17 protein-coding genes and 1 pseudogene are annotated in these 19929 nt (G+C 71.3%); 12 read left to right on the top strand and 6 right to left on the bottom strand.

All coding sequences use genetic code 11. From position 1 onward, the window contains the following. The coding region (locus VFO68_RS10370; protein ID WP_325157996.1) for a LysR family transcriptional regulator at window positions 1-700 on the bottom strand (700 nt) is incomplete at its 3' end. A gap of 69 nt (window positions 701-769) precedes the next feature. Here VFO68_RS10370 and VFO68_RS10365 point away from each other — a divergent pair. After that, window positions 770-1762 (top strand): YeiH family protein, encoded by a 993-nt coding sequence (locus tag VFO68_RS10365; protein WP_325157995.1) that lies wholly within the window; start codon window positions 770-772, stop codon window positions 1760-1762. 24 nt (window positions 1763-1786) lie between these two features. On the opposite strand, the pseudogene VFO68_RS10360 reads toward VFO68_RS10365, so the two are convergent. Next, window positions 1787-2761: pseudogene (locus tag VFO68_RS10360) on the bottom strand (AraC family transcriptional regulator); the annotation flags it as partial. A gap of 121 nt (window positions 2762-2882) precedes the next feature. On the opposite strand from VFO68_RS10360, the gene VFO68_RS10355 reads away from it, so the two are divergent. The 5 genes from VFO68_RS10355 (at window position 2883) to VFO68_RS10335 (ending at window position 7828) form a co-directional block, all read left to right on the top strand. After that, window positions 2883-3857, top strand: coding sequence for a quinone oxidoreductase (locus tag VFO68_RS10355; RefSeq protein ID WP_325157994.1), 975 nt, complete (start codon window positions 2883-2885; stop codon window positions 3855-3857). Window positions 3858-3881: 24 nt separating this feature from the next. Further along, window positions 3882-4781 carry a TauD/TfdA dioxygenase family protein gene (locus VFO68_RS10350; protein ID WP_325157993.1) on the top strand — a complete coding sequence of 300 codons (900 nt, stop codon included), beginning with the start codon at window positions 3882-3884 and terminating at the stop codon, window positions 4779-4781. Window positions 4782-4809: 28 nt separating this feature from the next. Continuing rightward, the gene (locus VFO68_RS10345) at window positions 4810-5862 is read left to right on the top strand and encodes a 3-keto-5-aminohexanoate cleavage protein (RefSeq protein WP_325157992.1); all 1053 of its coding nucleotides are present in this window, start codon (window positions 4810-4812) and stop codon (window positions 5860-5862) included. Between the two features lie 101 nt (window positions 5863-5963). Further along, on the top strand, window positions 5964-7226 hold the full coding sequence (locus tag VFO68_RS10340) for an MFS transporter (RefSeq protein ID WP_325157991.1): 1263 nt from the start codon (window positions 5964-5966) through the stop codon (window positions 7224-7226). Window positions 7227-7237: 11 nt separating this feature from the next. Continuing rightward, a complete protein-coding gene (locus tag VFO68_RS10335; protein ID WP_325157990.1) occupies window positions 7238-7828 on the top strand; it encodes an RBBP9/YdeN family alpha/beta hydrolase in 591 nt (196 codons plus the stop codon). A gap of 59 nt (window positions 7829-7887) precedes the next feature. Here the strand turns inward: VFO68_RS10335 and VFO68_RS10330 are convergent, their stop codons facing one another. Next, window positions 7888-8556: a DUF6348 family protein gene (locus tag VFO68_RS10330; protein WP_325157989.1), complete on the bottom strand. Its 669-nt coding sequence runs from the start codon at window positions 8554-8556 to the stop codon at window positions 7888-7890. Between the two features lie 271 nt (window positions 8557-8827). On the opposite strand from VFO68_RS10330, the gene VFO68_RS10325 reads away from it, so the two are divergent. Both VFO68_RS10325 and VFO68_RS10320 read left to right on the top strand, forming a co-directional pair. Continuing rightward, complete coding sequence (locus VFO68_RS10325) at window positions 8828-9745, top strand: endonuclease/exonuclease/phosphatase family protein (protein ID WP_325157988.1); 918 nt, start codon at window positions 8828-8830, stop codon at window positions 9743-9745. A gap of 17 nt (window positions 9746-9762) precedes the next feature. Next, window positions 9763-10506: a class I SAM-dependent methyltransferase gene (locus VFO68_RS10320; protein WP_325157987.1), complete on the top strand. Its 744-nt coding sequence runs from the start codon at window positions 9763-9765 to the stop codon at window positions 10504-10506. Between the two features lie 10 nt (window positions 10507-10516). On the opposite strand, the gene VFO68_RS10315 is transcribed toward VFO68_RS10320, so the two are convergent. Then, complete coding sequence (locus tag VFO68_RS10315) at window positions 10517-11803, bottom strand: M14 family metallopeptidase (protein WP_325157986.1); 1287 nt, start codon at window positions 11801-11803, stop codon at window positions 10517-10519. Between the two features lie 204 nt (window positions 11804-12007). Between VFO68_RS10315 and VFO68_RS10310 the strand changes: the two genes are divergently transcribed. The 4 genes from VFO68_RS10310 (at window position 12008) to VFO68_RS10295 (ending at window position 16051) form a co-directional block, all read left to right on the top strand. Beyond that, entirely contained in the window at window positions 12008-12655 is a 648-nt protein-coding gene (locus VFO68_RS10310) for an ABC transporter ATP-binding protein (RefSeq protein ID WP_325157985.1), read from the top strand. Further along, window positions 12652-14520, top strand: coding sequence for a YhgE/Pip family protein (locus VFO68_RS10305; protein WP_325157984.1), 1869 nt, complete (start codon window positions 12652-12654; stop codon window positions 14518-14520). The genes VFO68_RS10310 and VFO68_RS10305 overlap by 4 nt, the downstream gene beginning before the upstream one ends. Then, complete coding sequence (locus VFO68_RS10300) at window positions 14517-15104, top strand: TetR/AcrR family transcriptional regulator (protein ID WP_325157983.1); 588 nt, start codon at window positions 14517-14519, stop codon at window positions 15102-15104. Before VFO68_RS10305 ends, VFO68_RS10300 begins: the two co-directional genes overlap by 4 nt. Window positions 15105-15202: 98 nt before the next feature. Beyond that, complete coding sequence (locus VFO68_RS10295) at window positions 15203-16051, top strand: serine protease (protein ID WP_325157982.1); 849 nt, start codon at window positions 15203-15205, stop codon at window positions 16049-16051. 86 nt (window positions 16052-16137) lie between these two features. On the opposite strand, the gene VFO68_RS10290 is transcribed toward VFO68_RS10295, so the two are convergent. Further along, window positions 16138-16536, bottom strand: coding sequence for a VOC family protein (locus tag VFO68_RS10290; protein ID WP_325157981.1), 399 nt, complete (start codon window positions 16534-16536; stop codon window positions 16138-16140). Between the two features lie 28 nt (window positions 16537-16564). Next, a partial coding sequence (locus VFO68_RS10285) for a discoidin domain-containing protein (RefSeq protein ID WP_325157980.1) occupies window positions 16565-19929 on the bottom strand: 3365 nt, incomplete at its 5' end.

Raw genomic sequence — 19929 nt, 5'->3', positions numbered from 1 at the left:
GGATCGCCGCCACCGAGCCGAGCTCGACCACCGGCAGCACGGCCGGGGCTCCGGCCCGGTGCAGCGCCCGGTCCAGCGTGTCCCGGGTGCCCGAGCCGCGTTCGCGCACCACCAGCGGCACGGCGCCCAGGTCGGCGATGGTCACCGGCCGCCGGCGCCGGGTCCACCGGTGTCCGGGCGGGACCACGACGACCAACCGGTCGAACCCGACCCGGCGGCTGGACAGTCCACTCGGGACGGTGGGCGACTCGATGAACCCGACGTCGACCTCGCCGCCACGCACCAACTCGCCGACGGCCTCGGAGTTGGTCACCTGCAGTCCGACGTAGAGGTCCGGGTTGACCCGGCGCAGTTCGCCGATCCAGGCCGGGGCGAGGTGTTCGGCCACGGTCATGCTGGCCGCGACCCGAAGCTCGGCGCGGCGCCGGGCGCGCAGCGCGTCCGCGCCGGTGACCAGGCTGTCGACCTCCTCGAGCACCCGCTGTGCCCAGCCGCAGACGACGCTGCCCTCCGGGGTCAGCGTCGAGCCCCGGCGGGTGCGGTCCACCAGCGCCAGGCCCAGCCGGCGTTCCAGGGTGGACAGTCGCTTGCTGGCCGACGGCTGGGCGATGTGCAGTTCGGCGGCGGCCTTGCCGAGGCTGCCCCACTCGCCGATGAGGACCAGCAGGCGCAGTGACTCCAGGTCCGGCACCTGACTCATAGCCAGAGGGTATGAGGTGGCGCGAAATCGCCGCTACCCGCGACGCCCGCGCAACCCCATCGTGGAGTCATGACGACCAGCACCCCAACCCGCGACACGGTGTCGCCCGGGATCGCGGTGCTCGCAACCGGGGTGGCGGCCGCCTATCTGGTGAACCAGGCGTTCCCGGCGGTGAGCGCGCTCACCGCCGCGGTCGTGCTCGGCATCGTGGCCGGCAACCTGCCGATCCTGCCGGACGCGGCCCGGCCCGGCCTGCGCCGCGCCACCCGCAGCCTGCTGCGCTGCGGCGTGGTGCTGCTCGGCCTGCAGCTCGCCGTGCCGGAACTGCTCGGTCTCGGCGCCGGGACGATCGCCGCGATCGTGCTCACCGTCGCGGTGGGATTCCTGGGCACGCTCGGCCTCGGCCGGCTGCTGCGGCTGCCGCGCGGGCTGACCGTCCTGGTGGCGACCGGGTTCTCGATCTGCGGCGCGTCGGCCATCGCGGCGATGGAGGGTGTGGTGCGGCGCAAGGACTCCGAGGTCGCCACGGCGGTGGCGCTGGTCACGCTGTACGGCAGTCTGGCGATCTTCGCGGTCCCGCTGGCCGGGTCCTGGCTCGGGCTGGACGATCTGCTGGTCGGCCGCTGGGCCGGGCTGGCCGTGCACGAGGTGGCCCAGGTGGTGGCCGCGGCCGCGCCGGCGGGAGCCGCGGCGGTAGCGGTGGCCGCGGTGGTCAAGCTGGGCCGGGTCGTGCTGCTCGCACCGATCGTGACCGGCATGAGCCTGCGGGAGCGGCGGGCGCACGACGGCCCGGAGGGCGCCCGCCCGCCGCTGGTTCCGCTGTTCGTGCTGGGTTTCCTGGCGGCCGCGGCGGTGCGCACCACCGGTCTGCTCCCGGACGCCGCGCTGGGCCTGGCCCGCACGGTGACCACGGTGCTGCTAGCCGGCGCGCTGTTCGGTCTGGGTAGCTCGGTGCGGTTGCGGGCCCTGCTCGCCACCGGGCCGCGCGCCCTGCTGCTCGGGCTGCTGTCCACGCTCCTCGTCGGGTGCACCGCGCTCGGCGCTCTGCTCCTGCTCGGTTGACGCGGCCTGTTCGGCACGCCACCTGCTGGGGGTCGAGCCGAACTCGCCACGGAACCACCGGGAGAAGTTGCTCGGCGAGGAGAAGGACAGCAGCTCGGCGACCTCGGTCAGGGAGTAGCGCCCGCTGCCGACCAGATGCCGGGCCAGGTCCGCCCGGGCGCTGCCCAGCACCGAGGAGAACGTCTCGCCGGCCGCGGTGAGGTGGCGGTGCACGGTGCGGCGGTCCACGCCGAGGCTGCGGGCGACCTGCTCGACCGAGCACCGGCCGGTGGGCAGCAGCAGTTCGATCAGCTCCCGGACCCGGTCCAGCGTGGTCACCTCGCGGCCCGGGCCCAGCGGGCCGAAGAGCCGGTGCGCGTAGGTGCGCAGCTGCGGGTCGGCCATCTGGTTGGGAGCGTCGAGGTCGGTGGCGTAGCAGACGATCCCGTTGAACTCGTGGCCGAACTTCACCGTCGGGCCGAACAGCTTGCGGTGGGTGGCGTCGCTGTCCGGTGCGGCGTGGGCGAAGCACACCGACACCGGCTTCCACAGCGGCCCGATGAAGCCGCGCAGTAGCTGGTAGAGCACGCCGACGGCCAGTTCCATGGCCTGCCGGGCCGGGGTCGGCTCCTCGAACTCGAAGTTCAGCCGCACGGTGGCCAGGCCGTTGCGCACGGTCATCCGGGTGCGCAGCGCCTGGTTGTACATGTTCTCGTGGCGCATCAGCAGGTTCAGCGCGCTGCGCACGTCCGGTTCCTCGCGGATGACCAGGCTCAGCGGGCCGAGGTTGCCGAACCGGCGGCGCTCGGCCAGCCGCAGGCCGAAGTCCTGGTGCCCGGAGACGGTCGCCGACCGTTCCAGCAGCCGGGCGATGGCCGTGGCCGGGATCCAGCGGTCCGGCAGGCCCAGGCCGGCGGGATCCAGGCCGACGCCGCGCATCAGCCGGGCGGGGTCGATCCCGAGGCCCTGGCTGACCTCGACATAGCTGTTCAGCGCGGCATATCTGGCCAGGCTCTTCATGATCGGCTGTCCCAGAATGAATAGTCGTGTGTCCCCTCAGGATAAGCGATCGAGTTTTTCCGTGCCTACCGTGGTCGTCATCACAGCCGTGGGACACGTCACGACCGGATGGAGAAAGACCGTGGCAAACGCCGTTCGTTACCACCAGACCGGAGGCCCAGAGGTACTCCGCTGGGAAGCCGTCGAGGTCGGTGACCCCGGCCCGGGCCAGGTTCGCATCCGGCACGAGGCGGTCGGGCTGAACTTCGCCGACACCTACTTCCGCACCGGCCTCTACCCGGCCGAGCTGCCGGCCGGCATGGGCGTCGAGGCCGCGGGCGTGGTCGAGGCCGTCGGCCCGGACGTGGCGCACGTGCGGGAAGGCGACCGGGTCACCTACACCGGCAGCCCGCTGGGCGCCTACAGCACCGAGCGCGTGATGCCGGCCGCACCGCTGATCACCCTGCCGGACGGCATCGGGTTCGACACCGCGGCCGCGATGACCATGCGCGGGCTCACCTCCGCCTACCTGCTGCGCCGGATCCACCCGCTCAAGGCGGGCGACACCGTGCTGCTGCACGCCGCCGCCGGCGGGGTCGGGCTGATCCTCACCCAGTGGGCCAAGCTGCTCGGCATCACCGTGATCGGAACGGTCTCCACTGAGGAGAAGGCCGAGATCGCCCGGGCACACGGCTGCGACCACGTGCTGCGCTACCGGCAGGAGGATGTCGCGGCCCGGGTCCGGGAGATCACCGATGGCGCCGGGGTTCCGGTGGTGTTCGACAGCATCGGCGCGACCACCTACCAGTCCTCGCTCAGGTCGCTGGCCCGGCGCGGCCTGCTGGTCTGCTTCGGCACCGCCTCCGGCCCGGTGCCGCCGATCGACGCCATGCAACTGGTGGTGAACGGCTCGCTGTTCGTCACCCGGCCGGCGCTGGCCGACTACATCGCCGACCCGGCCGAGCGCGCGGAGCTCGCCGGCGAGCTGTTCGGTCACGTGGCGGCCGGCCGGATCAAGATCAACATCAACCAGCGGTACGAGTTGGCCGACGCCGTGCGGGCGCACCGCGACCTCGAAGCGGGCCGCAGCATCGGCTCCTCGGTCTTCTCCCTCTAGACCCCACCCGAACAGGAGTGCGTCATGACCAACACCATGGATCTGAAGGAGTTGACGCCCGCCGGGGCGCCGACCATCCGGTACGAACCGCTCACCTGCTCCATCGGCGCGGAGCTGTTCGACGTCGACCTGGCCGACGTGGCCCGGGACGAGGTGCTCTTCGCCGAGCTGAAGCTGCTGCTGCTCGAGTACAAGGTGTTGTTCCTGCGCGACCAGGACTTCAGCCGCGCCGACCACGTGGCGTTCGCCCGCCGGTTCGGTGACCTCGAGGACCACCCGGTGGCTGGCAGCGACCCGGAGAACCCGGGCCTGGTCCGGATCTACAAGGATCTGGACAGCCCGGCCGAGCACTACGAGAACGCCTACCACTGCGACGCCACCTGGCGCGAGGCGCCGCCGATGGGCTGTGTGCTGCGCTGCGTCGAGACGCCCACGGTCGGCGGCGACACCATCTGGGTCAACATGGTCGAGGCCTACGCGAAGCTGCCGGAGCAGATCAAGGAGCAGATCGAGGGGCTGCGGGCCCGGCACAGCATCGAGGCGAGCTTCGGCGCGGCGATGCCGATCGAGCAGCGCCACCAGTTGCACGAGCGGTTCCCCGACGCCGAGCACCCGGTGGTGCGCACCCACCCGGAGACCGGGGAGAAGGTGTTGTTCGTCAACGCCTTCACCACGCACCTCACCAACTTCCACACGCCGGAGCGGGTTCGCTACGGCTTCGACTACACGCCCGGCGGCAGCGAACTGCTGAACTACCTGATCCGTCAGGCGGCCGTGCCGGAGTACCAGGTTCGCTGGCGCTGGACCAGGAACAGCGTGGCGATCTGGGACAACCGCTCCACGCAGCACTACGCGGTCCAGGACTACTGGCCGGCCGTCCGCAAGATGGAGCGCGCCGGGATCATCGGCGACCGTCCTTTCTGAACAGTCCCCTTCCCGATCGGAGCGATCAATGCATTTCCATGACGACGCACTGTTTCCGGAGAACCAGGAGAAGCTGGTCATCACCGCCGCGCCGTACGGGCCGGAGTGGGAGCCGGGCGACTTCCCGGAGGACCTGCCGGTCACCATGGACCAGCACGTGCAGGCCGCGGTCGACTGCTTCAACGCCGGCGCCACCGTGTTGCACATCCACGTGCGTGAGCTGAACGGCAAGGGCTCCAAGCGCCTGTCCCAGTTCAACGAGCTGCTCGGCCGGCTGCGCGAGGCCGTGCCGGAGATGATCCTGCAGATCGGCGGCTCGATCTCGTTCGCCCCGGAGAACGAGGGCGAGTCGGCCAAGTGGCTCGACGACGAGGCGCGGCACCTGCTGACCACACTGGACCCGGCGCCCGACCAGGTGACCATCGCCATCAACACCAGCCAGATGAACATCATGGAGTTGATGACGCCGGACGACATCGCCGGCACCTCGATGGAGCGGCCGGAGCTGGCCGAGGCCTACCGGGAGATGTACGTCCCGGCCGGCCCGGCCTGGGTGGCCGAGCACCTGCGCCGGCTGACCGCGGGCGGGATCCAGCCGCACTTCCAGCTCGCCACCACCGCGCAGCTGGAGACCGTCGAGCGGCTGATCCGTCGCGGTGTCTACACCGGACCGCTGAACGTGACCTGGGTCGGCATCGGCGGCGGGTTCGACGGCCCGAACCCGTACAACATGATGGAGTTCATCCGGCGGGTGCCGGACGGCGCGGTCCTCACGCTGGAAACCCTCATGCGCAGCGTGCTGCCGATCAACACCATGGCCATCGCCATGGGCCTGCACACCCGGTGCGGCAACGAGGACACCCTCTGGGGCCGCAAGGGCCAGAAGTTCACCTCGGTGCAGCAGGTCGAGCAGCTGGTCCGGATCGCGAACGAGCTCGGCCGCGAGGTGGCCACCGGCAAGGACGCCTTCGAGATCTACAAGATCGGCGAGACCTACGCCGACGCCGACGAGACGCTCGCCAAGCTGGGCTACGCGCCCAACCGCAAGCCCGGTCAGGTCGGGTTCACCCACCACGCCTGACCGCACGGGGTCTACAGGGGACGTTCGTTCGAGCCTTCCAAGGAGTGTCCATGGCAGTGCCAACTCTGCCCGCCGATGATCTCGCGAGAGAATCAGCGCCCGTGACGGGACGGCGAAAGATCTATCCGTGGGTCGTGTTCGCACTCGCCTTCGGCCTGTTGCTGTCGGACTACATGTCCCGGCAGGTGCTCAACGCGGTGTTCCCGCTGCTGAAGTCCGAATGGGGGTTGACCGACTCCAAACTCGCCTCGCTGTCCAGCGTCGTGGCGCTGATGGTCGGCCTGCTCACCTTCCCGCTGTCACTGCTGGCCGACCGGTGGGGCCGGGTGAAGAGCCTGGTGCTGATGGCGGTCATCTGGAGCGTGGCCACCCTGCTGTGTGCCGTGGCCGTCAACTATGGACAGATGCTCGGTGCACGCTTCCTGGTCGGTGTCGGTGAGGCCGCGTACGGCAGCGTCGGCATCGCGGTCGTGCTCAGCGTGTTCTCGCCCCGGCTGCGGTCCTCGCTCAGCGGCGCGTTCATGGCCGGTGGTTCGTTCGGCTCGGTGCTGGGTGTCGCGCTGGGCGGCGTGATCGGCGTGCAACTCGGCTGGCGCGCGGCGTTCGTCTTCATGGCGGTGTTCGGTCTGGTCCTCGCCGTGCTGTTCGGGGTGATCGTCCGCCAGCGCAAGGTGGACGGCTACCAGGTCGCCGACCCGGTCGGCGCGACGGTGGCCGGCTACCGGGCGCCGCTGTCCAGCCTGTTCAAGATCGCCTCGATCAACCTCGCCTACGTCGGCAGCGCGCTGAACCTGTTCGTCGCGGGCGTGTTGCTGGCCTGGCTGCCCAGCTTCCTCAACCGCTCCTACGGCATGAAGCCGGACAAGGCCGGCGCCACTGCCGCGATCTTCGTCCTGCTCATCGGCGCGGGCATGGTCCTCTGCGGCATCGTCACCGACCGGCTCAGCCGGGAGAAGCAGGTCCGCAAGTGGACCACGGCGATCGTCTACGGCCTGGTCGCGGCCGTGGCCCTTGGCGTGGGCTTCGGGCTCGACCCGGGTAAGCCGCAGCTCATCCTGATCGGAATCGGGGCGTTCTTCTCGGCCGGGGCGTCCGGTCCGGTGACCGCCATGGTCGCCAACCTGACGCACCCGAGCATCCGGGCCACCGGCTTCGGGACGCTGACGATGGTCAACAGCCTGCTCGGCCTCGCGCTCGGCCCGTTCGTGGTCGGCCTGCTGGCCGACCGGATGGGGCTGCACAACGCCCTGCGGCTCGCGCCGCTGGTCTACGTGGGTGCCATCGCCGCGCTGCTGGTCGGCCGGGCCTGCTATCCCACGGCCGTGCGGCGGCTCGCCGAGCTGACCCGGCGTCAGCCGGACTGATCGGAGTACCTGTGTTCAATGCCGAGAGGACCCATCCCGAACCGACCGTGGTGTTCGTGCCCGGCCTGCGCGATCACGTCGCCGAGCACTGGCAGACGTTGCTGGCCGACAAGCTGGACCGGACCCGCACCGTCCCACCGCTGGAACATGACCGGCTTTCCCTGCCGGCCCGGGTGGCCGCGCTCGACCGGGTGATCACCGGGGTGACCGGACCGGTGGTGCTCGTCGCGCACAGCGCCGGGGTGATCATCACGGCGCACTGGGCCCGGCGGCACGACCGGCCGGTGGCCGGCGCGCTGCTGGCCACCCCGCCGGACCTGGACGTGCCCCTGCCGGACGGCTATCCCACGCCGGAGGAACTGGCGCGCAACGGCTGGCTACCGGTGCCGCGCGAACGGTTGCCGTTCCCCAGCATCGTGGCGGCCAGCCGGAACGACCCGCTGGCCGGGTTCGACACCGTCGCCGGACTGGCCCGGGACTGGGGCAGCCGGCTGGTCGACGCCGGAGCGGTCGGTCACCTCAACCCGGCCTCGGGCTACGGCCCCTGGCCGGCGGCGGAGGACCTGCTCGCCACCCTCCTGCCGGCCCGCGCCGTCAGGTAGCGCACAGCCACCCCGGGCGCCGCCGCTCCGCGCCGGCGCCCGGGGTCCTCCACTGTTCGCTATTCGGGGTGCACCAGGAGGATGAAGGTGCGCGCGCTGGCGAACTCGTTGGGGCGTGGCCAGTCCAGGGCGAGCAGGGCCGCCGAGGAGGGCTCGTGGATCTCGCCGTTGATGCGCACCTCGGCGGTCTCGAAGTCGCCGACCGCGGCGATGAAGAACTTGATCCCGTTGAGCTGGGGGCGATCGAGCCCCGCGGTGAGCACCGGCGCCAGTGTTGTCCACGGCGTGGACTCCACCATCCACTGCTGCAACAGTGTGGGGTTGTCCTTGTGGCCCAGCCCGGTGATCCCGCCGGTGATCATGTGCCAGCCGGGGAAGCCGCCGGGGTCGGCGCCGCGGTAGTGGTCGCCGAAATCGCCGCGCCGGGTGAGCAGTTCGAGCACGGTCGCCGCGGTCGTCTCGCTCCACATCGCGACCGCCTGCCGGATCGCGTGCTCCGGGTTGCCGGCCACCCCGGTCGAGCAGTCCAGCACCGTGATCGGGTTCGGGTCGCCGGTATTGAGGATCATGTCCAGGTCGAGATGGTTGGGGCTGCCGGTGTGATCCTCGCCGACCGTCACGGTGACCGCGCCGGGCCCGCGCAGCACCGGGCCGTCGTGCAGCGTCCAGGTTCCGTACATCTGGTTGAGCCGCTCCGCAACGAGCGCCAGCTTCGCCTCTGGGTGCACGTCGTCGTCCATTCCTAGCGGAGTTTGCGCGCCTATTCCCCGAGGTCGCGGTGGAAAGTGGACGGTAGCACGCGCGCCGGTCACCCAATCGGTTTCGGCCAATCCTTCGCGTACTCGTCGTCCGGTGTGTCCGAATGCGTCCGATGGTGGGCAAACAATCTGCCGAACACGACCAATCCATGCCGTGTCCGGATCCGAATGCGCGGTGGAGGAGCGGTCAGCCGGTGCCCGGTGCCTCCGGGCGCGCCGTCGAGGGGTGGCGAAGGATCCGATGCGTGGTGCACTCCGCCGGGCGGTTGCGCCGCTCGGTCTGGTCGTGGCGTTGCTGACCGGTTCCGGTCTCCCCCTTGCGCTTCCGGCGCACGCCGAATGGCAGGGTGAAGGCGTGTTGATCGGTCCGGCGCGCAGCGACGCGCTCCACGTGATGTCGTTCAACCTGCGCTATGCCTCGGCGGCGCCGCCGAACTCGTGGGCACAGCGGCGTCCGGTGCTCGCCGAGCTGCTCCGCGACGAGCAGCCGACCGTGCTCGGCACCCAGGAGGGGTTGTACGGGCAGCTCCAGGACATCGAGCAGGATCTGCCCGGCTACTACGACTGGATCGGCCTGGGCCGGGCGGGTGGCAGCCACGACGAGTTCATGGCCCTCTTCTACGACGCGCACCGGCTGACTCCGTTGGAGTTCAACCACTTCTGGCTGTCCGACACACCGAACCTGATGGGCTCGAACACCTGGGGCAACGCGTCCGTGCGGATGGTCACCACGGTCCGGTTCGCCGACAACCTGACCGGCGCCGAGTTCGTCGTCGTCAACACCCATCTCGACGATCAGTCGGAGTACTCCCGGGTGCGCAGCGCCGAACTGCTCCGCGACCGGATCAACGCGATCACGCCGGCCCTGCCGGTGGTGGTCACCGGTGACTTCAACGCGCCGGCACAGAGCTCGGCCCCGTACGACATTCTGACCGGCGCCGGACTTTCCGACGCCTGGCTCGCGGCGGCCGACCGGCGCACTCCCGCGTACGCGACCTGGCACGGCTACCAGCCGCCCGTCGTCGGCGGCCCGCGGATCGACTGGATCCTCACCCGCGGCCCGGTCACGGTCGCCGCCGCGGCGATCAACCCGTTCGCCCGCGACGGCCAGCTACCCTCCGACCATTTTCCGATGCAGGCCCTGCTCGCCGTCGGCTGACGTGCTAGACAACGCACATGGACCGGCAGGAGATCAGCGCGCTGGCGCACGCGGACCATCCGGTGGCCGCGCCACTGGCCGAGGGCGCGGTCGACCGGCTGCTCGCCGCGGCCATCCGCCGGCGCGACGCCCGGCTGCTCGACCTCGGCTGCGGCGCGGGCGCCTGGTTGCTGCGGGCGCTGCGGGCCCACCCGGAGGCCACCGCGGTCGGGGTCGACGTCAGCGGCCCCAGCCTCGGGCGGGCCCGCGCGGCGGCAGCGGCGGCCGGCGTGGCCGAACGGATCGAGCTGTGCCAGCAGGACGTCACGGCGTTTCGGCCGGACCGGCCGGCCGACGTGGTGCTGTGCGTGGGCGCGGCCCACGCCTTCGGTGAGCTGTTGGCGGTGCTGGACGCCGCCCGGGGCCACCTGGCTCCGGACGGCGCGGTCGTGCTGGGCGACGCGTTCTGGGAGCAGGAACCGGATCCGGTGGTGCGTGCGGACCTGGAGGACGGCCCGCAGCGCTACGCCGACCTCGCCACCACCGTCGCGCGCGTGGCCGAGCACGGCTGGACCCCGGTGTACGGACACGTCAGCACCCTGGCGGAGTGGGACGAGTACGAGTGGTGCTGGACCGGATCCCTTGCCCGGTGGGCACTGGACCATCCCGATCATCCCGACCGCGAGCAGGTGCTCGGGGTCTCGGCGGAGCACCGCGCCGGCTGGCTCGGTGGTTACCGGGGCGTGCTCGGCTTCGTCACGCTGGTGCTCCGCCGCCAATGACCCTGATGAGCTAGCAGGTCTGGCCGATGACCCGGCGCGGGCAGTCGGAGAAGTCGAGCAGCATCAGCACCGCGGCGCGGTTGCGGCTGACCTCGCGCGCGATCACCTCGTCGGGCGGGTAGAAGCCGCCGCCACCGCTGACCGGGTACATCTCGAAGGTGTAGGAGTAGATCCGCTGGTTGCCCCACAGCCAGTCGCCGATCGTGCCGTCGGTGATGTAGAGGTCCGAGGACTGCTGCGGGGTGTAGCCGTTGGTCTGCGCCATCATCTGGCCCAGCCGGGCGTGCGTGTCCCGCTCGGCCTGGCTCAGCCCGGGCGCGAGGTCGTTGAACGTGAAGCCGTACGGCCACAGGATCAGCTCGCCGTAGGTGTGGAAGTCGATGTGCGTCTTGAGTTGCTGCACGCCGCCGACCACTCGGGACCGGGCGAAGTCGGCGACCACGCGCACCTCGGGCGCGGACTCGGCGGCGGCGCCGCGGTAGGTGGCGCTGCTGGTGCTGCCGGACGATCCGCCGCAGCAGCCCCAGTTGTAGTTCCAGTTGCGGTTGAGATCGGTGCCCACGTTGGACGATCCGGTGTTCGGCTGGCGGTTCTTGCGCCAGGACCGGTAGGAGCCGGTGGCGATGTCGTACTCGCCGCCGTCCGGGTTGACGTCCGGCACGATCCAGATCTCGCGGCTGTTGACCAGGTTGCGGACCTGGCTGTCGGTGCTCTCCACCAACTGATGGACCAGGTAGAGCGCCATCTCCACGGTGAGGTGCTCGCGGGCGTGCTGGTGCGCGGTGAACAGCACCTCGGGCTCGTTCTCGTCGGTGGCCACGTTGTCGGAGACCTTCAACGCCCAGATCTCGCGGTTCTGGAAGGACCGGCCGATGACCCGCTTGCTGATCAGCGCCGGGTTGGCCGCGATCACCTGGTTGATCTCCGCGGTCATCTCCGCGTAGTTGTGGTAGCGCGAGTCGGCGGACGGGAAGTCCAGCGGGGTGACGTCGGCGGTGCCGGGCGGCGCGGTGAGTTCCTGCCGCTGCACCGAGAAGCCGAGCGCCTGGATGCGCCGGACCTCCTCGGGGGTGGCGGTGATGTTCAGCCCGCCGTGCTCGGCGGAGTCGACCGAGGCGCCGGTCGCCGCGATCGCGGTGCGTTGCGCGCGGGTCTTGACGCCGTCCACGCGGTACTCGGCGGCTTCGGACGACCCGGGCTGCGGTGCGGCGCCGGTCGCCGGCACGGGACTGACGGACAGGGCGGTGGCGAAGGCCAGGATCACACCGGCCAGGAGCGAGAAGGGTTTGCGGTTCACGCGGAGCCTCCTGCAGGGCAGCGCCGCGGATGGCGGCGCCGGAGGTGGTTTCGTGCCTCGATGGTCCGCTTTGCCCGGGCGGGGCCACAAGCGGCAATCAGGTGGGAAACGCGTCACCCGTTCCGGTGTCCGCAACGTCACGTGGCCAGGTCCGAGCGCGTGGGGGAGTATTTGTACTGACCAGTCAGTTCAAAGGAGCGCATTGTGCGGATCGAAGCCGAGCGGGTGGCCGTCGACGGGCCGCGTGGCCCGCTACTGCCGGCCACGTCACTGGGAGTTTCCCCAGGTCAGGTGGCCCTCGTGCGGGGCGAACCGGGCTCCGGGCACACCGCGCTCGGCCTGGCCCTGACCGGCCGGCTGCGGCCATCGGCCGGCACGGTGACGGTGGGCGGCCGGACCGACGCCGGTGCGCTGCGCGCGCTCAGCGCGCTCGTCGACGCCCCGGGCGTGACCGAACCGGACGGCAACCTCCGGCTGGCCGACGTGGTCGCCGAGGAACTGGCGCTGGCCGGTGGCCGGGCGAGCAGGCGGCGGGCCCGCGCGTGGCTGACCGACCGGCGGGCCGACCGGCACGCCCGCGACCGGCTGGACGACCTGCCGCCGGCCATGCGCATCCGGCTCCTCACCGAACTGGCCGCGGCCCGGCCGGGAAACCGGTTGCTGGTACTGCACAGCCCGGACCGGCACACCGGCAACACCGAGGCGTGGTGGCCGCTCGCGCTGCGCCACGCCGAACGTGGCCACGCCGTGGTGGTGCTGTCCTCGACAAGTTCCGCGCGGCTGCTCGCGGTCCGGCCCGCCCGGCTGGGCCAACTCGAGCAACCGGCGCCGCTCACCGTGGGAGAACCGTGAACGTCCTTCGCCTGGCCAAGATCGAGCTGCGCCGGATCACCGCCGGCCGGCTGCCCAGACTCGCCGTGCTGGCCCTGGTTCTGGTGCCGCTGCTCTACGGTGCGCTGTATCTCTACGCCAACAGCGACCCGTACCAACGCCTCGACCGGGTGCCCGCCGCACTCGTCGTGCTGGACAACGGGGACAGCGCGGCGAAGGTGGCCGAGCATCTGCGCTCCTCCGGCGCCTTCCAGTGGCACCAGGTCGATCAGCGGGACGCCGACGCCGGTGTCCGGGACGGCCGGTACACCTTCGCCCTCACCCTGCCGCCGGACTTCTCCGCGGCCCTGTCGTCCGCGGCGGACTTCGCTCCCCGGCAGGGTCTGATCACGCTGACCACCAACGACGCCAACAACTATCTCGCCGGGACGATGGCCGACCGGGTGGTCGGCGAGGTGCGTGCCTCCGTCGGCGCCGAGGTCGGAACCGAGGCGGCGAACAAGTTCCTGGTCGGGTTCGGCTCGATCTACGACCGCACCAGCCAGGCCGCCGCCGGCGCCACCCAGGTCGCCGACGGCGCCGGCCGGCTGGCCACGGCGCAGCAGGCGTTGCTGGACGGCGTTGAGCGGCTCAGCGGTGGCGCCGCCAGCCTGAGCAGTGGGCTGAACACCATGCGGGACAACACGAAGGACCTGCCCGCCCAGACCAGCCGGCTGGCCGGCGGCGCGCGTCAGGTCGCCGACGGCGCCGAGCGGGCCAGCCGCACCGCGGCCGAGTTCGCCGGCACCGCACAGGGTTTCGTCGACAGCCTGGACACCCTGGACGCCCGCGCCGCGGCCGCGCTGCGCCAGGCCGGGCTGACCGACGAGCAGACCGGCCAGGTGCTCGGCGAGCTGCGCCGGCTGCGCGCACCGGTCGAGTCGGCCAACACCACCCTGCACGAGGCCGCCGGCCAGTTGGGCGCACTCGCCGCCGGCGCGCGCCAGGTGACGACCGGGGCGGACCGGCTTGCCGCCGCCGCGCCCGCACTCGCCGGGGGAGCCGCCCGGGCCGCCGCCGGCGCCGGCGAGCTCAACGCGGGCGCGGTCCGGCTCCGGGACGGCGAGCGCGCGGCGGTGGCCGGTGCGAACGACCTCGCCGGCGGAACGGTCCAGCTGCGGGACGGCCTGACCAGCGGCCTCGACCAGATCCCGCACCCGGACGAGGCGACCAGGGACGCCACCGCGCGCACCATCGGCGACCCGCTGGCGATCAGCTCGGTGGCCGACGCGCGGGCCGGCAGCTACGGCGCGGGTCTGGCTCCGTTCTTCCTCGGCCTGGCCACCTGGATCGGCGCGTTCGTGCTGTTCCTGGTGCTGCGCCCGCTGTCCAGCCGCGCGCTCGCGGCCGGCGGGTCCGGGCTGCGCACCGCGCTGGCCGGCTGGCTGCCGGCGGCGCTGCTGGGTCTGGCCCAGGTGACCGTACTGTTCACCGTCGTGACCACCGTTGTCGGCATCCACCCGGCGCATCCGTTGGCCGCGTTCGGTTTCCTCGCGCTGACCTCGCTGACGTTCGTCGCCGTCGTGCACGCGCTGAACGCGTTCTTCGGGCCGGCCGGGAAGTTCCTCGCGCTGCTGATGCTGATCCTGCAGCTGATCAGCGCCGGCGGCACCTTCCCCTGGCAGACCCTGCCGGAACCGCTCTACCCGCTGCACGCCGGGCTGCCGATGGGTTACGTGGTGCACGGGATGCGGCATCTGCTCTACGGTGGCCCGCCGACCGGGGTGGGCCTCGATGCCCTGGTGCTCCTGGCATATCTGGCCGGCGGTCTGCTGCTCACCACCCTGGCCGCCCGCCGGCGCCGGATGTGGACCCCGGCCCGGCTGCGACCGGAGCTGGTGCTGTGAGCACCCGGCCGGCCCGAACCGGTGCCACCAAACAGAAGCTGTTCATCGCCACGCTGAACCTGGTGGCCAGCAAAGGAATGGCCAGCCTGACGGTGGACGACATCGCGGCCGAAGCCGGGGTGGCCAAGGGCACGGTCTACTACAACTTCGGCAGCAAGGACGGGTTGATCGACGCGCTGCTGCGCTTCGGGCTCGAACTGTTCGCCGAGCGGCTGCGGGCCGCGGAGCGGGCGACCGACGCCGACGACATCCTGGCCCGGTTGGTGGGCGGAGCGCTCGAGTTCTTCGCCGAGTACCCCGCGTTCGGGCAGTTGCTGGTCAGCGAACTGTGGCGGACACCCGGTCAGTGGCACAAGACCCTGAACCTGCTGCGCGACGAGATCACCTCGATCATGCGGGCGCAGCTTCGGCGGCTGGCCGACCTCGGCCGGCTGCCGCCGGAGGTCGACGTGCGCACGGCGGCGGGGGCGCTGTTCGGCACGGTCGTGGTGGTGGCCATGGACTGGCAGGTGTTCACGCCCGAGCGCGGCCTGGCCGAGGTGCGCGACTCGATTCTGTTGCTGATGCGGGGGATTCGCGAGTAGCACCTAGGTGTGTCGTGCTACTTCCGGCCGTGTCGGCTCCGCCACGGTGGGTTCCACGCTTCATGGGGACCCCATCAGGTCAACGAAAGGACCCCACCGTGACCACAAGTCCCACCGGTCGGCTGGCCCGGGTGCTCGTACTCGCCGGTGCCGTGGCCGCTCTCGCCTTCGGCGCCACACCGGCCGCCACCGCGGCACCCGCGCCGGCGCCCACCATCGCCGCGGTCGACTTCCACGGAATCGTCGCCCTGAGCAACTGTTCCGGCGCGGTCGTGCGGACCCCCAGCGCCGCATCCACCGATCCCGCCCTGGTGATGTCCAACGGCCACTGCGTCGCGCTGATGGCCGCCGGCGAGGTGCGGCAGAACCGGCAGGACACCCGTCGCTTCACCCTGCTGAACTCCAGTGGCACCGGCAGCCTCGGCACGTTGCAGGCCAACCGGCTGCTCTACGCCACCATGACCAACACCGACGTGTCGATCTTCCGGCTCACCATCACCTACGGCCAGTTGCAGTCGCAGTTCGGCACCACCGCCCTGACCCTGTCCACCGCACACCCGACCGCCGGCCAGAGCATCCGCGTGGTGTCCGGCTTCCACCGCGCGATCTACCCGTGCAACATCGACACCTTCGCCTTCCGGCTCCGCGAGGACCGCTGGACCTGGCTGGACTCGATCCGCTACACCTCGGCGTGCCACACCATCCCCGGCACCTCCGGCTCCCCGGTGCTCGACACCAACACCAGCCAGGTCGTCGGCGTCAACAACACCCTCAACGAACAGGGCCAACGCTGCACCCTGGACAACCCGTGCGAGGTAACCCAGAACGGCGCCGTCTCCATCCACCAGAACATCGGCTACGCCCAGGAGACGTACTACATCGCCCCCTGCTTCACCACCCAGAGCCGCCTGGACCTCACCCGCCCCGGCTGCCAACTCCCACGCTGAACCACGTAGCCCGACGGGGAGCAGCGTAGGTCGCGACGCCCAGCTGCGACACTCGAAGTTCAGGGCATCCGAACCGGCACCGTCGGTCAGACCGGTTGGCCGAGACCGAGGAGGTTGCCTTCGCTGTCGCGGAACCAGGCGGCGCGTTCGCCGGTGCCCAGGGAGGGGTACTGACCGGCGACCTCGGCGATGCCGTCGACGGTGCGCAGACCGGGCAGGTCGACCTCCTCGAACACCACGCCCCGGCCGCGCAGGCGGTCGACGGTCGCGGCGATGTCGGCGACCATCCAGCTCAGCTGGGTGTGCTGGCCGGATGGCCGGTTGACCGTCTCGTACAGCGCGAACGAGCCGCCGCCACACCGGTAGAGCAGCCCGCCGGGGCGCTCCTCCACCGGTTCCAGCCCGAGCTTGTCCGCGTAGAAGGCGCGTGCCCGGGCCAGGTCCTGTGCCGGCAACCGGGCCGAGACCTCACTGTCGTTGAGCATGCGCCGAACCTACCGGCGGTGCGCGGACCTATCGCCAGCCCTGAAGGCCGGCGCCGAAGGGATAGAGCGGGTTGCCGTAGGTGGACGGCACCGGTTGGCCGGCGTCGATCCGGGCCCGGATGTCGGCGCGTTCGGCGTCGGTGGCGCCGAGGTCGTACGGCAGGTCCCAGCGTTCCACCTGATCGGCCGGGACGTCCGAACCGCCGGGCCGCAGCACCTGGTCCAGACTCCGGGGCAGCTGCCAGGGCAGCCGGCCGCGCGGGGTGTAGTCCCCGAAGAGCAGGCTCGCCACAGCCGGTCCCAACTCCTCGCCTGCGCGGTAGGTGACCACGATCGCGTTCGCCAGGCCGTTCCACTCGGTGATCACGTACGGGCGCGGCAGAACCAGCAGCACCACAACGGGAATCCCCTGGTTGCGGAATCCCTGGATGAGCGCGAGCTGATCGGGCGGCAGGTACGGCTGCTCCTTCACCCAGTTCGTCCCGTGCGTGTAGGAGGCCTCGCCGACGGCCACCACGGCCAGCCGGGGCGACGGGCCGCTGCCGGCGAACACGTTGACTCCCGCTGTGGCCGCCCGGTCCCGGATCGCGTCGAGGATGGTCTTCGACCCGTACTCCTGGTGGAAGAAGCTGGTCCAGATACAGCACGCGTTGCCGTCGGTGGCCCGCGGCCCGGCCACCACGATGTTGTCGCCCCGCGCCAGCCGCACCGGCAGCGTGCCGTCATTCTTCAGCAGGGTTATGGCTTCCCGGGCGGCCTGGTTGGCCAGTCCCACATACGCCGGCGTATGCATCCGGTACGGACCGTTCACCGGGTCCCCGTAAGGATTGTCGAACAATCCCAACCGGAACTTCAGCCGCAGCACCCGGCGCACCGCGTCATCGATCCGGGCAGCCGGAACGCTCGCGGTGAACGTGCCGAGCGAGAACCCCGGCGCACCCGGGTCGGCTCCGCCCATCACGTCGGAGCCCGCGTTGGCCGCGCCCACCCACGACCCGCTCGGCAGCCAGTCGGTGGTGATCAACCCGGTGTAGCCGAGATTCTGCCGCAGGTAGGCCAGAATCCGCGCGCTGTCGCCCGCCCCGGGGCCACCCGGGTCGAGGAAGGAACTGCCGGCGTAGCCGGGCATGATGTTGACCGCGCCGGCTTCCATCGCCGCCCGGAACGGGATCATGTGGTACTTGATGGTCACCGCGTCGTAGGTGATCAGCGCCTCGCCGCCGGCGCCCTCACCCGGCCAGTGCTTCACGGTCGCCAGCACGGACGTCGGGTTCAGCTCCGGCCCGCCCTGCAACCCGGCCACCAGCGCGCGCACCTGGGCCGCGGCCACGTCCGCGCTTTCCCCGTTGCCCTCCTGGATCCGCGGGTAGAGCACCTTGGTGCCGACCTCGGCGAGCGGTCCGAGCACCCCGCGGGTGCCCACCGCCAGCTGTTCCCGGCGTTGCAGGTCGCCCAGCCGGTAGTCCAGCGCGTAGTCCCGGGCGGCGGCCAGCGCGCTCTGCGTCGGGTAGGTGGTCTGGTAGCCGTGGATGGTGTCGCCGGCCGACACGAACGGGATGCCGAGCCGGGTTCCGGCCGCCGCCAGCAGGAAGCTGTGCAGGTCCGGCGCCTGGGCGGGGCCGAAGTGCCAGCCGGACTGCGGGAAGGCCTGGGCGTTGTAGAACATCTGGTAGGCCTTCTCCGGCAACGTCATCCGGCCGAGCAGGTCGCTCACCCGGGTCTCCACCGGCAGCCGCCAGTCCTCGTACGGCTCGATCGTGCCGCTGCGGTTGAGATCCCGGCTGCCGGCGACGATCCCGATCCCGTCGGCGACGGTTTCCAGCACCGGCAGGTACACGCTGAAGCTCCGGATGTTCGACGTGGTGGTGGCGCCGGATCCGGCGACCGCGACGACGAACCACTTGTAGGTCCACCGGTCCGGCAGGTCCCAACTGGGTGTGTAGCCGGTGCCGGTCGGTTCGGCCACCTTGGTGTAGAGGTCGATCAGGTTGCCGGACGCGGCGAAGTCGTAGTCGGTGCGGCTGATGTTGATCCACACCTGGTAGCGCACCGCGCCCGGCACGGCGGCCCAGGACAGCGCCGGCCGCCGGGTGCTGGTGACCATCGCACCGTCGGCGGGCGCGGCGAGGGCGAACTGGCCGGTGGCGGCCGGCGGGCGGGTCGGGCCGGACAGCATCGGCGGGGTAACCGTGGAAACATCCACCGTTCCGTGGATCTCGAACTCCCACAACGAGTATCCGTACCCGGTGGCTCGAGCGGTGCCGAACATCCTGACGTAGCGGCCGGTTCCGCGAACGGCGAGGTTCTCCACGCCGCCCCGGCCGGTCGTGGTGCTGTGGATCGTGGTCCAGTTCGTCGCGTCGGCGGACACCTCGATGCGATATCCGGTGCCGTAGGCGGCTTCCCAGTTCAGCACCACCCCGGTGACCGTCGCCGGGCCGCCCAGGTCGACCTGGATCCACTGTGGATCGCCGGGCAGACTGCTCCACCGGGTGGTGGTGCGGCCGTCCAGCGCGGCGCCGGGCGCGTTGCCACCCTCCCACGACGAGGCCGAGACCGGCTGGAACGCCGAGATGACCGGATCGGCCGGGCCACCGCCGCCGCCACCGGTGCCGTAGACCCCGAACTCCCAGACGGAGTAACCGAAGCCCGTCGCCCGGGCCGTTCCGAGCAATCGCACGTAGCGGCCGGAGCCGCTGACGGCCAGGGTCTGGTTGCCGCCGGTTCCGTTGGTACTGCTGTAGATCGTGGTCCAGTTCACCGCATCGGCGGAGAGTTGGACCTGGAACGCGGTGGCGTAGGCGGCTTCCCAGTTGATCACCACCTGGCAGACGGCTGCCGGCGCGCCGAGGTCCACCTGGAGCCATTGCGGGTCGCTGAACACGCTGGCCCACCGGGTGCCGGCATTGCCGTCCACCGCCGCGCCCGCCGGGGTGCCGGCGCTCTCCACGGAGGACGCGGTCGCCGGCCGGCCGAGCGCGACATTGCCGGCGCCGCAGCCGGCCTGGGCGAACTCGCCGACGATGCCGAACTCCCACAGGGAATAGCCGTAGCCGGTGGCCCGCGCGGTGCCGAGCAGCCGCACGTAGCGGCCGCTTCCGGCGACGGCCAATGTCTGGTTGCCGCCGGATCCGGTGCTGGTGCTGTAGACGGTGGTCCAGGTCGCGGCGTCGGCGGAGACCTGGATCTGGAACGCGGTGGCGTAGGCCGCCTCCCAGTTCAGCACCACCTGGGAGATCGTCGCGCCGGCCCCGAGATCGACCTGGAGCCATTGCGGGTCGCTGAACGCGCTGGCCCACCGGGTGCCGGCGTTGCCGTCCACCGCCGCGCCCGCCGGGGTGCCGGCGCTCTCCACGGAGGACGCGGTCGCCGGCCGGCCGAGCGCGACATTGC

Origin of the sequence: Actinophytocola sp. (assembly GCF_035712165.1) — a bacterium.
GTDB lineage: Bacteria > Actinomycetota > Actinomycetes > Mycobacteriales > Pseudonocardiaceae > DASYTH01.
The sequence above is the reverse complement of the archived record's forward strand: the minus strand, read 5'-3'. Positions and strand labels throughout refer to the sequence as shown.